Annotated in this window: 17 protein-coding genes; 5 read left to right on the forward strand and 12 right to left on the reverse strand. The window is 49.4% G+C overall.

The window, feature by feature from the left end:
* Window positions 1-24 precede the first annotated feature (24 nt).
* Window positions 25-966, reverse strand: coding sequence for a bifunctional riboflavin kinase/FAD synthetase (gene ribF, locus VHA_RS09745; RefSeq protein ID WP_005503886.1), 942 nt, complete (start codon window positions 964-966; stop codon window positions 25-27).
* Between the two features lie 60 nt (window positions 967-1,026).
* Entirely contained in the window at window positions 1,027-2,586 is a 1,560-nt protein-coding gene (murJ, locus tag VHA_RS09750) for a murein biosynthesis integral membrane protein MurJ (RefSeq protein ID WP_005503887.1), read from the reverse strand.
* Window positions 2,587-2,882: 296 nt separating this feature from the next.
* On the opposite strand from murJ, the gene rpsT reads away from it, so the two are divergent.
* Window positions 2,883-3,143: a 30S ribosomal protein S20 gene (gene rpsT, locus VHA_RS09755; protein ID WP_040528593.1), complete on the forward strand. Its 261-nt coding sequence runs from the start codon at window positions 2,883-2,885 to the stop codon at window positions 3,141-3,143.
* Between the two features lie 61 nt (window positions 3,144-3,204).
* On the opposite strand, the gene VHA_RS09760 is transcribed toward rpsT, so the two are convergent.
* The 4 genes from VHA_RS09760 to nhaA form a co-directional block, all read right to left on the reverse strand.
* Entirely contained in the window at window positions 3,205-3,501 is a 297-nt protein-coding gene (locus VHA_RS09760) for an ArsR/SmtB family transcription factor (protein WP_040528595.1), read from the reverse strand.
* Between the two features lie 120 nt (window positions 3,502-3,621).
* A complete protein-coding gene (gene nhaR / locus VHA_RS09765) occupies window positions 3,622-4,509 on the reverse strand; it encodes a transcriptional activator NhaR (RefSeq protein WP_005503889.1) in 888 nt (295 codons plus the stop codon).
* 59 nt (window positions 4,510-4,568) lie between these two features.
* Window positions 4,569-4,826, reverse strand: coding sequence for a hypothetical protein (locus VHA_RS09770; RefSeq protein ID WP_223173157.1), 258 nt, complete (start codon window positions 4,824-4,826; stop codon window positions 4,569-4,571).
* Window positions 4,816-6,003, reverse strand: a complete 1,188-nt coding sequence (nhaA, locus tag VHA_RS09775) for a Na+/H+ antiporter NhaA (protein WP_005503891.1) — start codon at window positions 6,001-6,003, stop codon at window positions 4,816-4,818. The genes VHA_RS09770 and nhaA overlap by 11 nt, the downstream gene beginning before the upstream one ends.
* Before the next feature lie 423 nt (window positions 6,004-6,426).
* Here nhaA and VHA_RS09780 point away from each other — a divergent pair, with 423 nt between their 5' ends.
* Window positions 6,427-7,572: a Na/Pi symporter gene (locus VHA_RS09780; RefSeq protein WP_005503893.1), complete on the forward strand. Its 1,146-nt coding sequence runs from the start codon at window positions 6,427-6,429 to the stop codon at window positions 7,570-7,572.
* Window positions 7,573-7,591: 19 nt separating this feature from the next.
* Entirely contained in the window at window positions 7,592-7,990 is a 399-nt protein-coding gene (locus VHA_RS18445; protein WP_202899957.1) for a hypothetical protein, read from the forward strand.
* Window positions 7,991-8,052: 62 nt separating this feature from the next.
* On the opposite strand, the gene VHA_RS09790 is transcribed toward VHA_RS18445, so the two are convergent.
* The 5 genes from VHA_RS09790 to rppH form a co-directional block, all read right to left on the reverse strand.
* Window positions 8,053-8,892, reverse strand: coding sequence for a thymidylate synthase (locus VHA_RS09790; protein WP_005503894.1), 840 nt, complete (start codon window positions 8,890-8,892; stop codon window positions 8,053-8,055).
* 90 nt (window positions 8,893-8,982) lie between these two features.
* Entirely contained in the window at window positions 8,983-9,783 is an 801-nt protein-coding gene (gene lgt / locus VHA_RS09795) for a prolipoprotein diacylglyceryl transferase (RefSeq protein ID WP_005503896.1), read from the reverse strand.
* A 13-nt stretch (window positions 9,784-9,796) separates the two neighbouring features.
* Window positions 9,797-10,603, reverse strand: a complete 807-nt coding sequence (locus tag VHA_RS09800) for a sulfite exporter TauE/SafE family protein (protein WP_005503897.1) — start codon at window positions 10,601-10,603, stop codon at window positions 9,797-9,799.
* 107 nt (window positions 10,604-10,710) lie between these two features.
* Entirely contained in the window at window positions 10,711-12,969 is a 2,259-nt protein-coding gene (gene ptsP / locus VHA_RS09805) for a phosphoenolpyruvate--protein phosphotransferase (protein WP_005503898.1), read from the reverse strand.
* A gap of 21 nt (window positions 12,970-12,990) precedes the next feature.
* Entirely contained in the window at window positions 12,991-13,515 is a 525-nt protein-coding gene (rppH, locus tag VHA_RS09810; RefSeq protein WP_005503899.1) for an RNA pyrophosphohydrolase, read from the reverse strand.
* A gap of 602 nt (window positions 13,516-14,117) precedes the next feature.
* Here rppH and mutH point away from each other — a divergent pair.
* Window positions 14,118-14,804 (forward strand): DNA mismatch repair endonuclease MutH, encoded by a 687-nt coding sequence (gene mutH / locus VHA_RS09815; RefSeq protein ID WP_005503900.1) that lies wholly within the window; start codon window positions 14,118-14,120, stop codon window positions 14,802-14,804.
* Here the strand turns inward: mutH and VHA_RS09820 are convergent.
* Window positions 14,801-15,100 (reverse strand): DUF6482 family protein, encoded by a 300-nt coding sequence (locus tag VHA_RS09820; RefSeq protein ID WP_005503901.1) that lies wholly within the window; start codon window positions 15,098-15,100, stop codon window positions 14,801-14,803. The genes mutH and VHA_RS09820 overlap by 4 nt on opposite strands.
* Window positions 15,101-15,341: 241 nt before the next feature.
* On the opposite strand from VHA_RS09820, the gene VHA_RS09825 reads away from it, so the two are divergent.
* Window positions 15,342-16,376: an NADP(H)-dependent aldo-keto reductase gene (locus tag VHA_RS09825; RefSeq protein ID WP_005503902.1), complete on the forward strand. Its 1,035-nt coding sequence runs from the start codon at window positions 15,342-15,344 to the stop codon at window positions 16,374-16,376.
* The last annotated feature ends 14 nt before the right edge of the window (window positions 16,377-16,390 follow it).

Below are 16,390 nucleotides of genomic sequence, written 5' to 3' on the forward strand. Positions count from 1 at the left end.
ATTCCGTATATGGACGTTTAGACATTATTTCATATCATGCCCAGCCAGCCACGCACGCGCTGTCTGGGCATCAATTTCGATTTGGGCTTTCAGCTCATCAAGCGAGCTGAACTTCATTTCGTCGCGCAGCTTGTGGAGAAGCTGCACTTCAATTTGACGACCGTAGAGATCTTTCTCCAGGTCAAACAGGTGTACTTCCAGTTGTTGGCGTACCCCGTTGACGGTAGGGCGCGTACCGACATTCGCCACGCCTCCCAGCCACTGTCCGCTTTCTATGCCGCCAACACGAACCACATAAACACCTGACACCGGGGATACCCGGCGTTTTAATGGCACATTGGCTGTAGGAAAACCGATAGTACGCCCCAGCTTCTTACCGTGGGAAACCCGGCCACTGATGCTGTAAGGTCGCCCCAACATTTGCTCGGCTTCATACTGTTGTCCGGCGGCCAGTACTTCACGAATTGCTGTGCTGCTGACACGCTGCTCAGACACAGTGAAGCTGTCGGTGCTGACCACTTCAAAACCGGCCAATACAGCCTGACTTTGCAAATAAGAAAAATCGCCCTGACGCCTTGCGCCAAAGCGGAAATCATCGCCAACCACGAGAAACTTAACACCCAATTGTTCAGCCAACAAGCGATGAACAAAGTCATGGGGGGTAATGGCAGCGAATTTGGCGTTAAAATTCACCATGACAAGGCGTTCAACACCCAATTTGGCGAGTTGAACGTACTTATCGCGTAACCTTGTGAGTCGCGCTGGCGCTTTTTCACCTGCAAAAAGCTCCCTCGGCTGGGGTTCAAACAGCATCACCGTAGGAGGTAACCCAAGTTCGCCCGCTTTTTCCACTACACGGCGCAGCACCTCCTGATGACCCAGGTGGACACCGTCAAAGTTACCAATTGTCAGCACGCAACCACGGTGCCTGTCGCGGATGTTATGGATACCCCGAATCAATTCCATAGCGGTAACACTGCTTTCCCCTTAAAAACCGACGGATTATATACTAATCCTGCTGTTCAATCAGCCTTCCGCGCGAAGTTGGTGCGGACGCAGCCCCAAAACCACCAATGCAATGACATAAGTACCTGCACCCGCAGCAATTAACCCTGCCAACGTATACCCACGTTGCCATAAGCTCATGGCCAGCCATTGCTCGAATGCAGGCATCAAGTAGTAAAGTACACCACCCATCAAGACAACCCCTGACACCAAGCGCAGGGTAAAGATCACTGTTTCCCGGCTCACCCGGTACACCTGTTGTTTGTGCAGCCCCCGATACAACAGGGCAGCATTCACCAGCGCCGACAACGCCGTAGCGATCGCTAGCCCGACATACCCATAGAAGTAAGCAAAAATAAGGTTGAAGACCATATTGCTCACCATGGCAATAATGCCGTAACGCACCGGTGTTTTGGTGTCCTGGCGGGCAAAGTAACCCGGTGCAAGTACCTTAATCAGCATAAAATTCAACAAGCCTGAGGTATAGGCAACCAACGACAGTGATGCTGCGGTTACATCATCCGCCCCAAACTCACCACGCATAAACAACACCATCAGCATCGGCTTGGCGAGCACAATCATGCCGACCATAGCTGGCCCCCCCAATAGCAATACCATGCGCACCCCCCAGTCCATGGTGGAAGCAAAATGGCCGGCTGACTGCTCAACATGTTTCTTTGACAGTGCCGGGAGGATCACCGTGGCAATCGCAATGCCAAACAAGCCAAGCGGGAACTCCAACAGGCGATCAGAGTAATACAGCCAGCTGATTGAACCGGTAGCAAGAAAACTGGCAATAAACGTGTCGAGCAACAGGTTGATTTGACTGACAGACACACCGAACAGTGCCGGGATCATCAGGGTACGGATTTTTGCCACGCCAGGATGCGACCAGCCCCACTTCGGGCGCACCAGCATTCCCTCACGGAAAAGAAACGGGATCTGGAAAGCGAACTGGATAAAACCGCCAAGAAAAACGCCTATTGCCAGACCGATTTCTGGCTGTGCCAGTTTGGGGGAAATCCATAGCGCCGCCGAAATCATTGCAATGTTGAGAAACACCGGTGTAAACGACGAGACCGCAAAACGGCCAAGGGTATTGAGGATCGCCCCCGACAAGGCAACAAAGGTGATAAACCACAGGTACGGAAACGTGATTTTCAGAATAAGTGACGCCAACTCAAACTTATGCGCCGAAGGGCCGCCGTTTACCCAATCCAGAAACCACCCCATCCCAAACAGTGCGGTGATCACCGGTGAAGCGATGACGCCTATCAGGGTCACCAGAGTCACTAACAGCCCCAACGTCCCTGATACGTAAGCAATCAGCTCCCGGGTTTTTGATTTATCTTCACTGGCCTGATATTCCGCCAGTACCGGTATAAACGCCTGTGAAAAAGCCCCTTCTGCAAAAAGACGACGCAGGAAGTTGGGGATCTTATTGGCGAAGAAGAAGACGTCTGCAGCGGCTCCCGCCCCCATCAAATTGGCTATGACCACATCACGTACCAAGCCCATTACCCGTGAAACCATGGTCATGGCACTGACAATCAATCCTGAGCGAAGTAATCGCTTTGACACCGATATCCCCTTAGAAAACAAAAGGAAGTAAACCTATCACCGTATCGCCCATAACCTCTGTGGTTATAAAACGCGAAAAGGCACCTTGAATCGCAACAAAAGCAAAGATAAGGGGCTTACTTCAGGTAAAGAATGCTGGTAGAATCTGCCGCCATATTAACCGCGATGTTCGCAGCACGCCAATCCTACGGTGAATGCGGCGGATATTTGCACAAATGAATTGACAATTCGGGTAAAACGAGGCATATTCCTCGGCCTTAAATTGTCACCGAATATAAGATTTGGGAGTTAGACCCTTGGCGAATATCAAATCTGCTAAGAAGCGTGCAATCCAATCTGAGAAGCGTCGCCAGCACAACGCAAGCCGTCGCTCAATGATGCGCACTTACCTGAAAAAAACCCTTGCAGCTATCGCTGCAGGCGACAAAGAAGCGGCTACTAAAGCATTTGCTGAAGCGCAACCTATCCTGGACCGCATGGCAACTAAAGGCCTGATCCACAAGAACAAGGCTGCTCGTCATAAAGCTGCTCTGGCTGCTCAAATCAAAGCGCTGTAATAGTGCTCCGATTTGAAATAAAAAAACCGGCTTAATGCCGGTTTTTTTATTGCTATTATTACTACTTACTGCAATACAGCTGGTGTAATGTTGTCATGATAGTTTGTACTTCTACACTTTTGAGCGAGTAGTAAACCGTCTGCGCTTCTTTTCTTGTCGCCACTAAACCATCACGTCGCAACCAAGCCAGATGTTGAGATAATGCAGACTGACTGAGTTGAAGTTTCTCACTCAATGTACCGACCGACATTTCCCCTTCCAGCAAATAACAGAGTATGAAGAGTCTTCGCTCATTCGCCATGGCTTTCAGCAACTGCACAGCTTTAGGTCCAGCCTCTTGCATCTGTGTTAATTCCATATTGACTGCCTGCTACAAAAATACGTCTAAAGGTTTGTTTGTGTTTATTAACTTAAGTTTATCACTGTTCAGGGCAGTCACAATGGTTTGCATGCAAGAATGCTGCAAAGATGTTGAATATTAGTGAAATAACTTACTAAAATCCGCCTCGCATATACGTTTTACCGCAGGGTGCTGAATCATCCGTTCAGCAAAAATCACATAATATTCTTCCTTCAATGTTTCGACTTTGGCCACTTCACGGACATTGGGTAACTCCAGTACATCCGACGAGTAAAACGTGGGAGCGACAAACATGGCCTGATGGTATGAGCCAAAAGCTTTCATCAATGCCGCGTCATCAAATTCTCCCAAAATCGTAGGCGTGATCCCCTGGCTGTCAAACCAGTGCATTAACTTACGTCCCATCGCCGTACGCGTGCTTGGGATCAACAATTTGTGCTCCTCAATCACTGCAGGAAAGCGTTTATTAGACACCTCTCCAGAGCAGAAGAAACTCATCATGCTTTCACCGATTTTGACACTGAAAAGCCCCGGATTTTGCGCAGAGCCCACCGGGCAATCCGACAGGATCATATCCAACTTATGTTGGGCTAACTGCTCAAGAAGCAGTTCATGGGTCGACTCAAAACAACGTAGGTGAATACCTTCATCTGCGGGCAGGGCTTTTAATAATACCCGACTCACCAAGCTTTTGGACAACGCATCGGCAACCCCAACATCAAACAGCTGGTTCTCCCGCTGGCTATAGTTCACGATATCCAGCATCTCATAGCTGAGACCAAACATTTTATCGGCATATTTGAAAACAAGCTGACCAAGTTCTGTAGGCTCAACAGTACGGCCCGCGCGTTTAGTCAATTTACCATTGAGCCGTTCTTCAAGTGCCCTGATCTGTCCTGTGACCGTTTGTGGCGTGAGAAAAAGTGCGTCTGCGGCTTTAGAGACAGAGCCTTGCTTACAGACCATCCAGAAGTAATAAAGGTGGTTATAGTTTAAATGTGACATGTGAACTCATGGAGGAGAACGCCAGATGCAGGATTGCATCTGGCGTTTAAGGTTATGGCTTAATCTTTATGGGTCATGGTGGATGTTTTATACCGGCCACCAGCGCGTTGTTCCAACGCCCTGCCTAAAAACGTGTCTTTATCGACATTCGATGAGCGTTCCTGCACTGCTTTTTCAACCCGTTCAGGCCGGGATTGGGTTATTTCCAATCCCGCAAGAAAGGCTTTCCACACTTCTGTAGAACTGCCGTTGAAACAGTGTGCGTATTGCTCAGACGCTAACGCTGGCACCGTGAAAAGAACTGCGCTAATAGTCAATACTCACTTTCTTCCCATCGCTGTCTTCTTCCTCATTCGATTTCGGCAACACCATACTCAGCAAGGTGTAACCGACAACAGCCGATATCGTTGAACCAATCAAGATGCCCAGCCGTGAGAAGGTAATGTAGCTTTCGTCTACACCCACAAACGCCAGCGACGAAATGAAGATGGACATGGTAAAGCCGATACCACACAACAAAGACACCGCGAAGACATGTTTAAAGTTAACATTTTCAGGCAGGCGTGCCACACCAAGTTTCACTGACACCCAACTGAAGGTAAAAATACCCAATGGCTTACCAATCATAAGGCCAAAGGCAATCCCCAATGGCAATGCATTGGTCAGGCTGTTAAAAGAAACACCTTCAAGTGACACACCTGCGTTTGCAAACGCAAAGATGGGCAGGATAAGGAAGGCCACATAGGGATGAAGGGCATGCTCAAGTTTCTTGAGCGGTGATTTACCGTCTTTGCCCCCTTCCAGCGGAATAGCAAAACCGAGTACAACACCGGCAAGTGTCGCGTGTACACCAGATTTCAACACACTGAACCACAGCACTGCACCGACCAACAGATACCACTTGGTTGATGTCACGCCTTTTGCATTCAAGAGGAAAAGTACGGCAGTTGATATAAAGGCCACAATCAGTGCCGTTACCGACAGATCGCTACTGTAAAACAGCGCAATGATCACGATTACCCCCAAATCATCAATGATAGCCAACGCCAACAGGAATACTTTCAGTGCCAGCGGGACACGCTTACCCAGCAGCGCCATCACACCGAGGGCAAAAGCAATGTCTGTCGCAGCCGGGATTGCCCAGCCCGCTTGGGTAATTGGGTCACCGGCGTTGAAAGCCAGATAAACCAGAGCGGGGGCCAGCATACCACCTATTGCTGCAATTGCTGGGAAGATCGCTTTTTCTTTGGTATTCAGGGCCCCTTCAATCAGTTCCCTTTTTACCTCAAGCCCTATCAGTAGGAAGAAGATGGCCATCAGGCCGTCGTTGATCCAATGTGCAACAGACAAACCAGCTATGTAGCTGTGAAGCGCGCCGTCATACAATGGCTGCAAGGGTGAATTGGCAATAATGATTGCCAGAACTGCAGCAACAATCAGCACTAAACCGCCCGCTGATTCCATCTTCATAAACTGACGAATCGCATCAGTCATTTATAGCACTCCATAACATTAATTGGTCCCTACTAGTCTAGGCACCGAACATTGATAAAGAAAAATCGGTTCTTCAGAGATTAAACATCGGAATAACCGAATCATAAAACAAAAATAGTTACTTTTTTCGCAACAAAAATCGATACCTTCGTTACAATACTCACCTTCACAGCCTGCAATAAGCGTTAACAGGGTTCAAGTGGCGATTTTCTATTCTGTACAGGCCCCTTCCACAAATACATCGTAATACAATGATTTTTAAAGAGATGAGATAAAATGAAGAGGTATTTCAGATCCTTTCCTATCGTGGGTGGTGACACAGTATCCAAACTGTCATATTAGTGAAATATTTCCTACCTAATATCCGCGACAAATTTTTCACTGGCACAAATCTGACATTTACTTGTCACGGAGATTCCTTTTATGACTTCCCAAGTTTCTACTGCTGCACCGATTAACAGCTCTAAGAATTGGGTACGTTGGGTCAACCTGGCGCTGATGCTTTATGTTCTGCTGCTTGCAGTGTCCATGGTTGGAAGTGGTTTCAAATGGGCTGCGGGCGACGAAGCGAAAAACCTGTTCGAATTCGCATCCCATCCAATTGCAGGCTTGATGATTGGTATCATAACGACTGCACTTATCCAATCTTCCAGTACTGTAACGTCTATTATTGTTGGTCTTGTTGCTGGCGGCCTGCCTGTTGAAACAGCTATCCCGATGGTGATGGGTGCAAACATAGGGACAACCGTCACCAATACCTTGGTAAGCCTGGGTCACGCCCGCTGCAAAGAAGAGTTCCGCCGCGCATTTACCTGTGCAACAGTTCATGACTTTTTCAACCTGATTGCTGTCGCTATCTTCCTGCCACTGGAAATGATGTTCGGCCTGCTCGACAAAATCTCTAGTTGGCTGGTTGCTCCTTTCATGTTTGAAGGCAGCCTGAGCATGAAAGGCTTGGACTTTATGGGTCCAATGACCAAGCCGTTAGTCAATGGCACCAAAGAGATGCTATCTGTCCTGCCTGGTAGCTGGGGAGGTATTGTTCTGGCTCTGCTGGGTATCGCTCTGATCTTTGTGTCAATCACTATGATGGGCAAACTGATGCGTGCGCTGATGGTTGGCCGTGCTAAAGAGATGCTGCACAAAGCGATCGGTCGCGGTCCTATTCACGGCATTATGTCCGGAACTCTGGTCACCATTCTGGTTCAGTCTTCTTCAACCACCACCAGTCTGATGGTTCCTCTGGTTGGCACCAATGTACTGAAAGTACGTGACGTTTACCCCTTCACTCTGGGTGCTAACATTGGTACCTGTATCACTGCGCTGCTGGCAGCCACTGCAGTCACCGGTCCGAACGCGGTCTTTTCCCTGCAAATCGCACTGGTACACCTGTCGTTTAACGTGCTGGCTACCTTGCTGATCTTTGGCACACCGTTCCTGCGTGATATTCCACTGAAATGTGCAGAGATGCTGGGCAACGCAGCAGCAAAAAGCAAACTGGCCGTTGCTGCTTACCTGGGTCTGGTATTTCTCGCCATTCCTTCGCTGGTGATGCTGATAACGCAATAAGCAATGTTGACCTACTGATATGAAAACGCCCGCTAATGGGCGTTTTTGTGTTTGGGATATAAGAGAAGGTACTGGGTACTGGGTACTGGGTACTGGGTACTGGGTACTGGGTACTGGGTACTGGGTACTGGGTACTGGGTACTGGGTACTGGGTACTGGGTACTGGGTACTGGGTACTGGGTACTGGGTACTGGGTACTGGGTACTGGGTACTGGGTACTGGGTACTGGGTACTGGGTACTGGGTACTGGGTACTGGGTACTGGGTACTGGGTACTGGGTACTGGGTACTGGGTACTGGGTACTGGGTACTGGGTACTGGGTACTGGGTACTGGGTACTGGGTACTGGGTACTGCAAGATTTTGGATGGTGCCAGAATAAAGTCAAGCTCTTTGCTCTTCCTAGGACCTAGGACCTAGGACCGTTTTTTAAATTCCTAGGACCGCTCTTCGCTTTCCCCAGGACCTGCTCTTCCTAAGCCCTAAATCGCTATCGGCGCTTTAATCGTAGGCTGCGCCTCGTAACCTTCAATCTCAAAATCTTCAAGTTTGTAATCAAAGATAGACGCAGGCTTACGTTTGATCTTCAGGGTTGGACGTTTACCCGGCTCACGCTTGAGCTGCTCGTAGACGATATCATCCGTCAGATGGTTGTGATATAGGTGAACATCGCCAAAGGTGTGCACAAACTCTCCTACGTCCAAATCACACTGCTGTGCAATCATATGGGTGAACAGCGCATAGCTTGCGATATTGAATGGCACGCCCAGGAAATAGTCGGCACTGCGTTGGTAAAGCTGGCAGGAAAGCTTGCCATCAGCCACGTAAAACTGGAACAGGCAGTGGCAAGGCGCCAGTGCCATTTTGCCCTGCTCTGCATTGGCTTGCGGACTGATGCTCTCATCCGGTAAGTCCGCCGGGTTCCACGCAGTAATAATGTGACGACGGGAGTTTGGTTTGGTTTTTATTTGCTCAATCAGCTCGGCAATCTGGTCGACAGTAGAGCCATCAGGACATGCCCATGAACGCCACTGCGCCCCATAAACCGGGCCCAAATCACCGGTTTCGGTCGCCCATTCATCCCAAATAGTGACCTTATTGTCCTGCAGGTATTTCACGTTGGTATCGCCGTTCAGAAACCACAGCAGCTCATGGATAATTGCACGGGTGTAGAGCTTTTTGGTAGTCAGCAGCGGAAAACCTTCGCTGAGATCAAAGCGCATCTGGCGCCCGAAGACAGAACGTGTACCGACACCGGTACGGTCACCACGGTCTGTGCCGTTATCAAGGATATCCTGCATTAAATCAAGATACTGCTTCATGGTTCTTCCTTACATTTTTCCCGTTAAACCGGGAGGACAAATCAAAGATATAAAGAAAGCCGCAGGGTTCTGCGGCTTAAAGTGAAACGGCTAGGCAGAGCGTGTCGCACTTGCGTTACGGCGGTATGCCCAGACCATCATGAGTACGCCCACAATAATCATCGGCGTGGAGAGGATCTGACCCATGCTGATCACATCACCAAACAGGCCAAGATGAGCATCAGGCTCGCGGTAGAACTCTACGATAAATCGGAAAGCACCATAACCAATCAGGAACAACCCTGATACGGCGCCCGCCGGACGTGGCTTTTTAATAAACCAGTTCAGGATCAGGAACAGCACAACACCTTCCAGCGCGAACTCATACAGTTGTGATGGATGGCGGGCAACCGGACCGCCGGTTGGGAAGACCATCCCCCAAGGCACATCGGTCGCACGTCCCCAAAGTTCGCCATTGATAAAGTTACCTAAACGGCCAGCTCCGAGACCGAAAGGTACCAACGGGGCAATGAAATCGGAAACGGCAAAGAAGGTACGTTTGGTTTTACGCGCATACCATGCCATCGCAGCAATCACACCCAGCAATCCGCCGTGGAATGACATTCCACCTGTCCATACTTTGAACAGGAAAAGGGGGTTGGCGAGGAAAGCGTCAAACTGATAAAACAGCACATAACCTATCCGCCCACCTAAAACAACGCCCAGAAAGCCGGCGAAAAGCAGATCGCTCACTTCATCTCGCGTCCAGCTGCTGTCTGGTTTGTCAGCACGGCGATTAGCCAACCAGAGGGCAAACGCAAAACCGGCCAAATACATTAATCCGTACCAGCGAATCGCCAGAGGGCCAATTTCAATCAAGATGGGATCAATCTGGGGAAATGTCAGAGACATGTATTCGTCTTCCTTAGCTAAAAAACATGCTTGCCCCTACCAGGAGCAAAAACACGGCAAATACGCGCTTGATGATCGGCGTCGGTAACCGGGTGGCAAGGCTTGCACCGTAACGTGTTGTCATTACCGACGTGATGACAATGCCCATCAGCGCAGGTAAGTAAACGTAACCGACACTATAGACAGGTAGCGTCTCCGGTTGGTTCAACCCAAAAAAAATAAAACCCGCCACGCCGGACAAGGCCAAAAACACCCCGCACAGGGAGGCACAGCCAATGGCTTTTCGCATCTCGACACCGTGGTAATTGAGATAGGGTACAGTCAACGAACCGCCACCAATACCGGCCAAGCTCGCTATCATACCAATCATGGTGCCACTGGTCATGCTACCAATGGCAGACGGCAGGGATCTGGCAGGCCGGACGCGCAGGGACAGCGCCATTTGCAGTGCCAATATCAAGACAATCACCCCAAACACTTTCGGTAGGTACTGGGTTGGCATCTTATCGGCAATCGCACTGCCAAGCATACCACCGACCAAAATACCCGGCAGCAAGGACCGGATAACCGATGGCTGGACATTACCAAGCTGGTAATGGGTGAACGCCGAGGAGGCGGAGGTGATAACAATACTGGCGAGCGACGTCGCTAACGCCATCGGCATGACTAAATCATCAGACACCCCCGCCCAGGGGAGTAAAACACTCAGCGCAGGTACCACAATCAGGCCTCCGCCGATCCCCAACAAACCGGCCAATAGCCCAACAACGCCCCCGACTAAAAGACAAACACCAAACAACCACAATGTGGCTTCAAACATGAAAAAGTTCCTATTTAACCTGCATGTTGCGTGAGAAAAAACCAATATACCCAGGCGACCTGACTGGTTACTCATTGAATTAACCACGAGGGTCTATGAAGCCCAAATTATTTTCCTACCCGGATCAGACCGCCAAGCTTGTATTGCTCTAAAAAGGCTTCAGACGTGTTCCTGATATCCCGCGCCAATGACAGTTGCTGAACAGCCGTATGGTGTTTTACCAGTGCCGCACAGGGAATATGGCGAAGCACATATTTGATTTTTGCCACGCTCCGGGTGTTCATACTGAGGTGACGATAACCCATGCCTACCAACAATGCTGCACCAATCGGGTCACCGGCAAACTCTCCACAGACGCTCACCGGAAGTTTCAAGCGCTTACTGGTATCAAGGATGTGCTTTAATACCGCCAACACGGATGGGTGGAATGTGTCATAGACGTCTGCAACACGGGCATTGTTCCTGTCTACAGCCAGTAAATACTGTGTCAGGTCGTTGGTACCGACAGAGAGAAAATCAATATGCGGAGCGATAGCATCCAATTGATACAGCACCGATGGCACCTCCACCATGATGCCGAGACGCGGTTTTTTCAGTGTTTCTCCCTGCATACAGGAAATATCCATAACTTCAGAAAAAGCCCTGTCCACCAAGGCTTTGGCTTCAAGCAACTCAGACAGGCCTGAAATCATCGGCAGTAAAATAGCAAGGTTGTTCCGGCCCACACTTGCCCGCAGCATTGCACGCACCTGGATCAGGAAGATATCAGGATGATCCAAAGTGAAACGGATCCCCCGCCAGCCTAAAAACGGATTGTCCTCCTCAATTTTCAAGTAAGGCAATGGTTTGTCCCCCCCAATATCCAGGGTTCGCATCACGACCGGTTGATTGGGGTAACAATCGAGAATAGCGCTGTATTGGTTAACCTGATCGTCTTCCGACGGGAAGCTACGTTGCATCAAGAAAGGGACCTCTGTGCGGTAAAGGCCTACCCCATCAACACCACGGTTAATGGCGATACTGGTATCAGCACTCAACCCTGCATTCAGGTGCACTTCCACCCTCACACCATCCGCCGTCGCTGTTTGCCTGGTGAACGCATTTTCCACCTCTTGTTGGAGCTCAAGCTCTTCATCACGCAAGCGTTCGTATTCTTTCAGGACTTGTGGTGTCGGATCGACCAACAACTGGCCTTTAAAACCATCCAGCACGATCAGCTTTCGGTGAACCAGTTGCGCACTGAACTCGACCCCCATCACCGCAGGAATGCCCAAAGCTCGGGCAAGAATCGCCGCATGCGCATTCACTGCCCCTTCTTCCGCCACAACGCCAGCAAGACAGTCACGGGGAATAGCAGCCAACATTACAGCTGTCAGCTCCCGAGCAAAAAGAATGATTGGCTCCTCAATGTTCCACTGCTTTATTTCTTGGTTTTCAAGAAAGTAAAGCAGGCGTTGACCCAATTCGTTGATATCATTCGCACGCTCGCGAAGGTAAGGATCCGACATATTCTGGAAGCGCCCAACAAATGCATCAATGGTCTGCTTCACGGCCCATTCTGCCAAATCACCATCCTGGATATGCTCGTTCATCGCCTTACGCAGCATAGGATCGTTTAGCAGGTGGATAAAAAGGTCGAAGATCGCCAACGTATCTTGATTAAGTTCGCTGTCAAAACGCTTTCTGAGACGGCGAAATTCAGTGATAGCACCACTGATCGCCCCCTCTAGACGGTCTCGTTCTGTTTGGATATCCAAACAAGAGGCAGGAAACACCAGATCCAGACTGGGTTGAGAGACATCACACCAGGCTTTGGCAATCGCGATGCCAGGAGATGCCGCTGCCCCTTTCAAAAGCAGTGTACCTTGGGTGTTATTCGGCCAAACCCCCTGCGCTTTGGCATGGGCAAACACAACCGCCAGCTGCGCCGCCAGCGTCACCAGGAAAGACTCTTCACTTTCATCAAACTGGCGCGAATCGCGCTGCTGCACCACTAAGACACCAAGTACCTGGCGGCGGTAAATGATAGGGGTGCCCAGAAAGGCGTGAAAAATGTCTTCTCCAATATCAGGAAAATGTTTGAAATCGCTATGAGTACTGGCTTGGGCAAGGTTTATTGGTTCGGCGCGACGGCCAACAAGGCCAACCAGACCTTCATTGAAAGAGAGTGAAACACGGCGGGCCCGGGCATTCAGCCCTTGCGTCGCCATTAAATCATATTGTTTACGCTCATGGTCTGCGATATAGACGGAGCAGCACTCTGTCTCCATGGCGGAACAGGTTTCACGCACCAACGTATTGAGTGCCTGCTTGACGTCGGTGGACGACGCAACATGGTTAACGATATCCCTAAGTTTCGTCAGCATTCGCGTCCCCAACGTATCCCTCTAATTTTTCGCTGAACCCCGTTTACTTTTACGCTTCGTTTTTCGTTCACGAAACGGCATAGCCATTGGCGCAAACTCTTTCATTGCGCGTCGGTAAACTTCGCGTTTAAACGACACCACCTGCCTAACCGGGTACCAGTAGCTGACCCATCGCCAGCCATCAAATTCCGGCGTTCCCCCGCGTAACATGTTCACTTTTGACTCGTCACATTCCAGTTTCAGCAAAAACCATTTCTGCTTTTGACCGATACACACTGGCTTGGACTCCCAGCGCACCAGACGTTTAGGCAGTTTATAGCGCAACCAGTGTCGGCTGGTTGCCAGAATTCTGACGTCTTTCTTTGTGAGCCCGACTTCCTCGTAAAGCTCACGGTACATGGCTTGTTCAGGTGTTTCGCCGTCATCAATGCCACCTTGAGGAAATTGCCAGGAATGTTGTCCGTATCGACGAGCCCAGAGAACCTGACCGTGGCTGTTACAAATTACTATCCCGACATTGGGACGGTAGCCATCGTCATCTATCACTGGACGACCTCAAATATAAATCTCTATTACCAGTGATTTTTTCACACTATGTGCACAGTGGTAAACAAACATTGTGTATGAATCGCATTTTTTGGGGACTTCAACCGCCTTTAGGGATAATTCCATTCCCGCCCCAGAGTTATAAACAGTCAAGTGAGACTAGGCGCACATTTATTCACGCTTTCTGTGGATAGATTTGTGCAGAACAGACGATTAACTGGATAAAACTTGCGTCTCCTTCGTTCTTCATATTATTCCCTCATGTTCTTTCTTCTTAATTATTTCTTTTATATCAACAATATAAATGAAATCAGTGTAATGCAAACATGAGGCGGTTGTAATGGAAAAGAGAACGATCTTAAAGTGGTTAAAGATCCATCAAAAACAAAGTTACCCACACCACTTGTGCATTTTACAACCGCAACGATCCATAAACCGCCTATTTTTGTGAGAATAACCACTGTATAAGCATCCATGATCCATTTTTATACCCTATTCAGCATGATCGTTGTGGATAACTTATCTGGTCCTGTAAAATGGCTGGATCCAAAATAGTTTGGCTGATAGCGTTCACTCTTAGCGACAAACCATGAAGATAACTTATGATCCCAGCCCCAACCTCAGAGCCTGAACTACTTGAACGAGCCTACGCCCTTGCCGGATTTACCCTGGGAGAGCTGGCTGCACAACATGGCCTCGAATGCCCGACAGATCTCCGCCGGGAAAAAGGGTGGGTCGGTATGTTATTGGAAACATGTCTGGGCGCCATGGCAGGCAGTAAGCCTGAACAGGATTTTCAAGAATTAGGGATCGAGCTGAAGTCAATTCCCGTCAGCCATACCGGTAAACCACTGGAAACCACCTTTGTTTGTGTCGCTCCCCTTACCGGCGTTCAGGGCCTGACATGGGAAAAAAGCCATATCCGCAACAAACTGTCGAAAGTACTGTGGATCCCGGTAGAAGGAGAGCGGGAAATCCCGGTTTGTGAACGTCATATCGGTATGCCCCTACTGTGGCAACCTTCTGCCGAAGAAGAAGCGCAACTGAAAGCGGATTGGGAAGAGTTGATGGAGTTTATCGTGCTGGGTAAAGTGCACGAGATAAACGCTAAACATGGCGAATACTTGCAGCTTCGTCCCAAAGCCGCCAACAGCAAAGCGAAAACCGAAGCCTATGGTGCGAATGGACAGCCGATCAAAACTCTCCCCCGCGGCTTTTACCTACGCACCCAGTTTACCGGCAAGATCCTTGCCCGTCACTTTATGTTGCCAGACAGTACAACCTCTTAAAGGGTGATGTCCATGTCTTCTTTGCAAGAAGCCTCTGCAGGGCCAAACTCGTCGTAAGGATCCATCAGTCGTAACGTGGCCTGTTTCACGCCAATTTTACGCAATTTTTCTGATACCTGATCCAGACTATCAAAGTGCATCACTTCATCAGTGTGGTCTTCTTTGAGTGGCTCCAACTTTTGCTTGACATCGACTTCAACAACATATTGCGCACCACCGGCATGCGCAATCACATAGCAATGGGGCACATTATCGGGATGAGCCTGGATCCAGCTCTTCAATTGCTTTAATTTCATCTGCTACCCATGTTGTTATCCAAATGTTAATTCCAGTATAAGGTGTCAGCAGCACGTGGAAGGTTTAAAATTGATATTTCTGATCGCGTCCACGAAATTCAGCGGCAACATTTCAATGCCTTCCTGGTTACCCAGCTCTGCAGCAATTTTCCCTTGTGCCGATCTGAAAAATTCCTAAGATGGAAAATAAACCCCCGCACATCTCATTGAGGTTATTCTGAGATGCAGCCAAGGAGAAAGGATGCAATACCACACTCTTCCCCATACCAGCCTTGAAGTCAGCAAAATTTGCTTGGGCACGATGACATTTGGTCAACAGAACACAGAAGCCGATGCCCACCAGCAACTCGACGTCGCCCTTGATCATGGCGTGAATTTCATTGATACCGCCGAAATGTATGCAGTGCCACCAACACCTGAGACGCAAGGGTTAACCGAGCAATACATTGGAAACTGGCTCAGCAAATCCGGCAAACGGGAAAAAGTGATCATCGCGACTAAAGTTGCCGGTCCCCGTGGTGTCCCTTATATCCGTGAAAACATGTCACTGGATCGCCGCAATATCCGACAGGCAATAAACGATAGCCTGACCCGGCTACAAACAGACTATATAGATCTGTATCAAGTACACTGGCCGCAACGCCACGTCAACAGTTTCGGCAAGCTCAATTACCAGCACCAGGAGGAGAACTCCGGTGTCACCTTGCTTGATACCTTAGATGCACTGGCAGAGTTGGTCCGCGAAGGGAAAATCCGTTATATCGGTGTGTCGAACGAGACCCCTTGGGGGGTAATGAGTTACCTCCGTCTGGCAGAAAAGCACAGCCTGCCGCGCATTGTTTCGATTCAAAACCCGTACAACCTTCTCAACCGCAGCTTTGAAGTGGGTCTGTCTGAAATCAGCCATCAGGAAGGAGTCGAGCTTTTGGCGTACTCTCCCCTCGCATTTGGCGCGTTATCTGGCAAGTACCTTAATGGCGCAAGACCAGAAGGTGCACGTTGCACCCGTTGGGAACGCTTCGCCCGCTACTTTACTGAACAAGGACAGGCAGCCACTCAAGCCTATGTTGATTTAGCAAACGAATTTTCCATCGATCCTGCCCAAATGGCACTGGCCTACGTGAACACCCGTCCGTTTGTAGCCAGTAACATCATCGGTGCGACCACGCTGACGCAACTCAAAAACAACATTGACTCGATTCATGTAGAGCTACCAGAAGAGCTGTTGATTCGCATTGAAGAGATTGGAGCAAGGTATTCCAATCCCTGCCCATAACGCCCACCGTTCAT

It is taken from the genome of Grimontia hollisae CIP 101886, assembly GCF_000176515.1.
In the GTDB taxonomy this organism is placed as follows: domain Bacteria; phylum Pseudomonadota; class Gammaproteobacteria; order Enterobacterales; family Vibrionaceae; genus Enterovibrio; species Enterovibrio hollisae.

Bases quoted from the DNA above. Each gene is read 5' to 3' on its own strand.
- mutH (WP_005503900.1), top strand. From the start codon at position 14,118: ATGATCCCAGCCCCAACCTCAGAGCCTGAACTACTTGAACGAGCCTAC.
- VHA_RS09790 (WP_005503894.1), bottom strand. From the start codon at position 8,892: ATGAAGCAGTATCTTGATTTAATGCAGGATATCCTTGATAACGGCACA.
- VHA_RS09825 (WP_005503902.1), top strand. From the start codon at position 15,342: ATGCAATACCACACTCTTCCCCATACCAGCCTTGAAGTCAGCAAAATT.
- nhaR (WP_005503889.1), bottom strand. From the start codon at position 4,509: ATGTCACATTTAAACTATAACCACCTTTATTACTTCTGGATGGTCTGT.
- lgt (WP_005503896.1), bottom strand. From the start codon at position 9,783: ATGTCTCTGACATTTCCCCAGATTGATCCCATCTTGATTGAAATTGGC.
- VHA_RS09760 (WP_040528595.1), bottom strand. From the start codon at position 3,501: ATGGAATTAACACAGATGCAAGAGGCTGGACCTAAAGCTGTGCAGTTG.
- ptsP (WP_005503898.1), bottom strand. From the start codon at position 12,969: ATGCTGACGAAACTTAGGGATATCGTTAACCATGTTGCGTCGTCCACC.
- VHA_RS09820 (WP_005503901.1), bottom strand. From the start codon at position 15,100: ATGAAATTAAAGCAATTGAAGAGCTGGATCCAGGCTCATCCCGATAAT.
- nhaA (WP_005503891.1), bottom strand. From the start codon at position 6,003: ATGACTGATGCGATTCGTCAGTTTATGAAGATGGAATCAGCGGGCGGT.
- VHA_RS09800 (WP_005503897.1), bottom strand. From the start codon at position 10,603: ATGTTTGAAGCCACATTGTGGTTGTTTGGTGTTTGTCTTTTAGTCGGG.
- VHA_RS18445 (WP_202899957.1), top strand. From the start codon at position 7,592: ATGAAAACGCCCGCTAATGGGCGTTTTTGTGTTTGGGATATAAGAGAA.
- VHA_RS09780 (WP_005503893.1), top strand. From the start codon at position 6,427: ATGACTTCCCAAGTTTCTACTGCTGCACCGATTAACAGCTCTAAGAAT.
- ribF (WP_005503886.1), bottom strand. From the start codon at position 966: ATGGAATTGATTCGGGGTATCCATAACATCCGCGACAGGCACCGTGGT.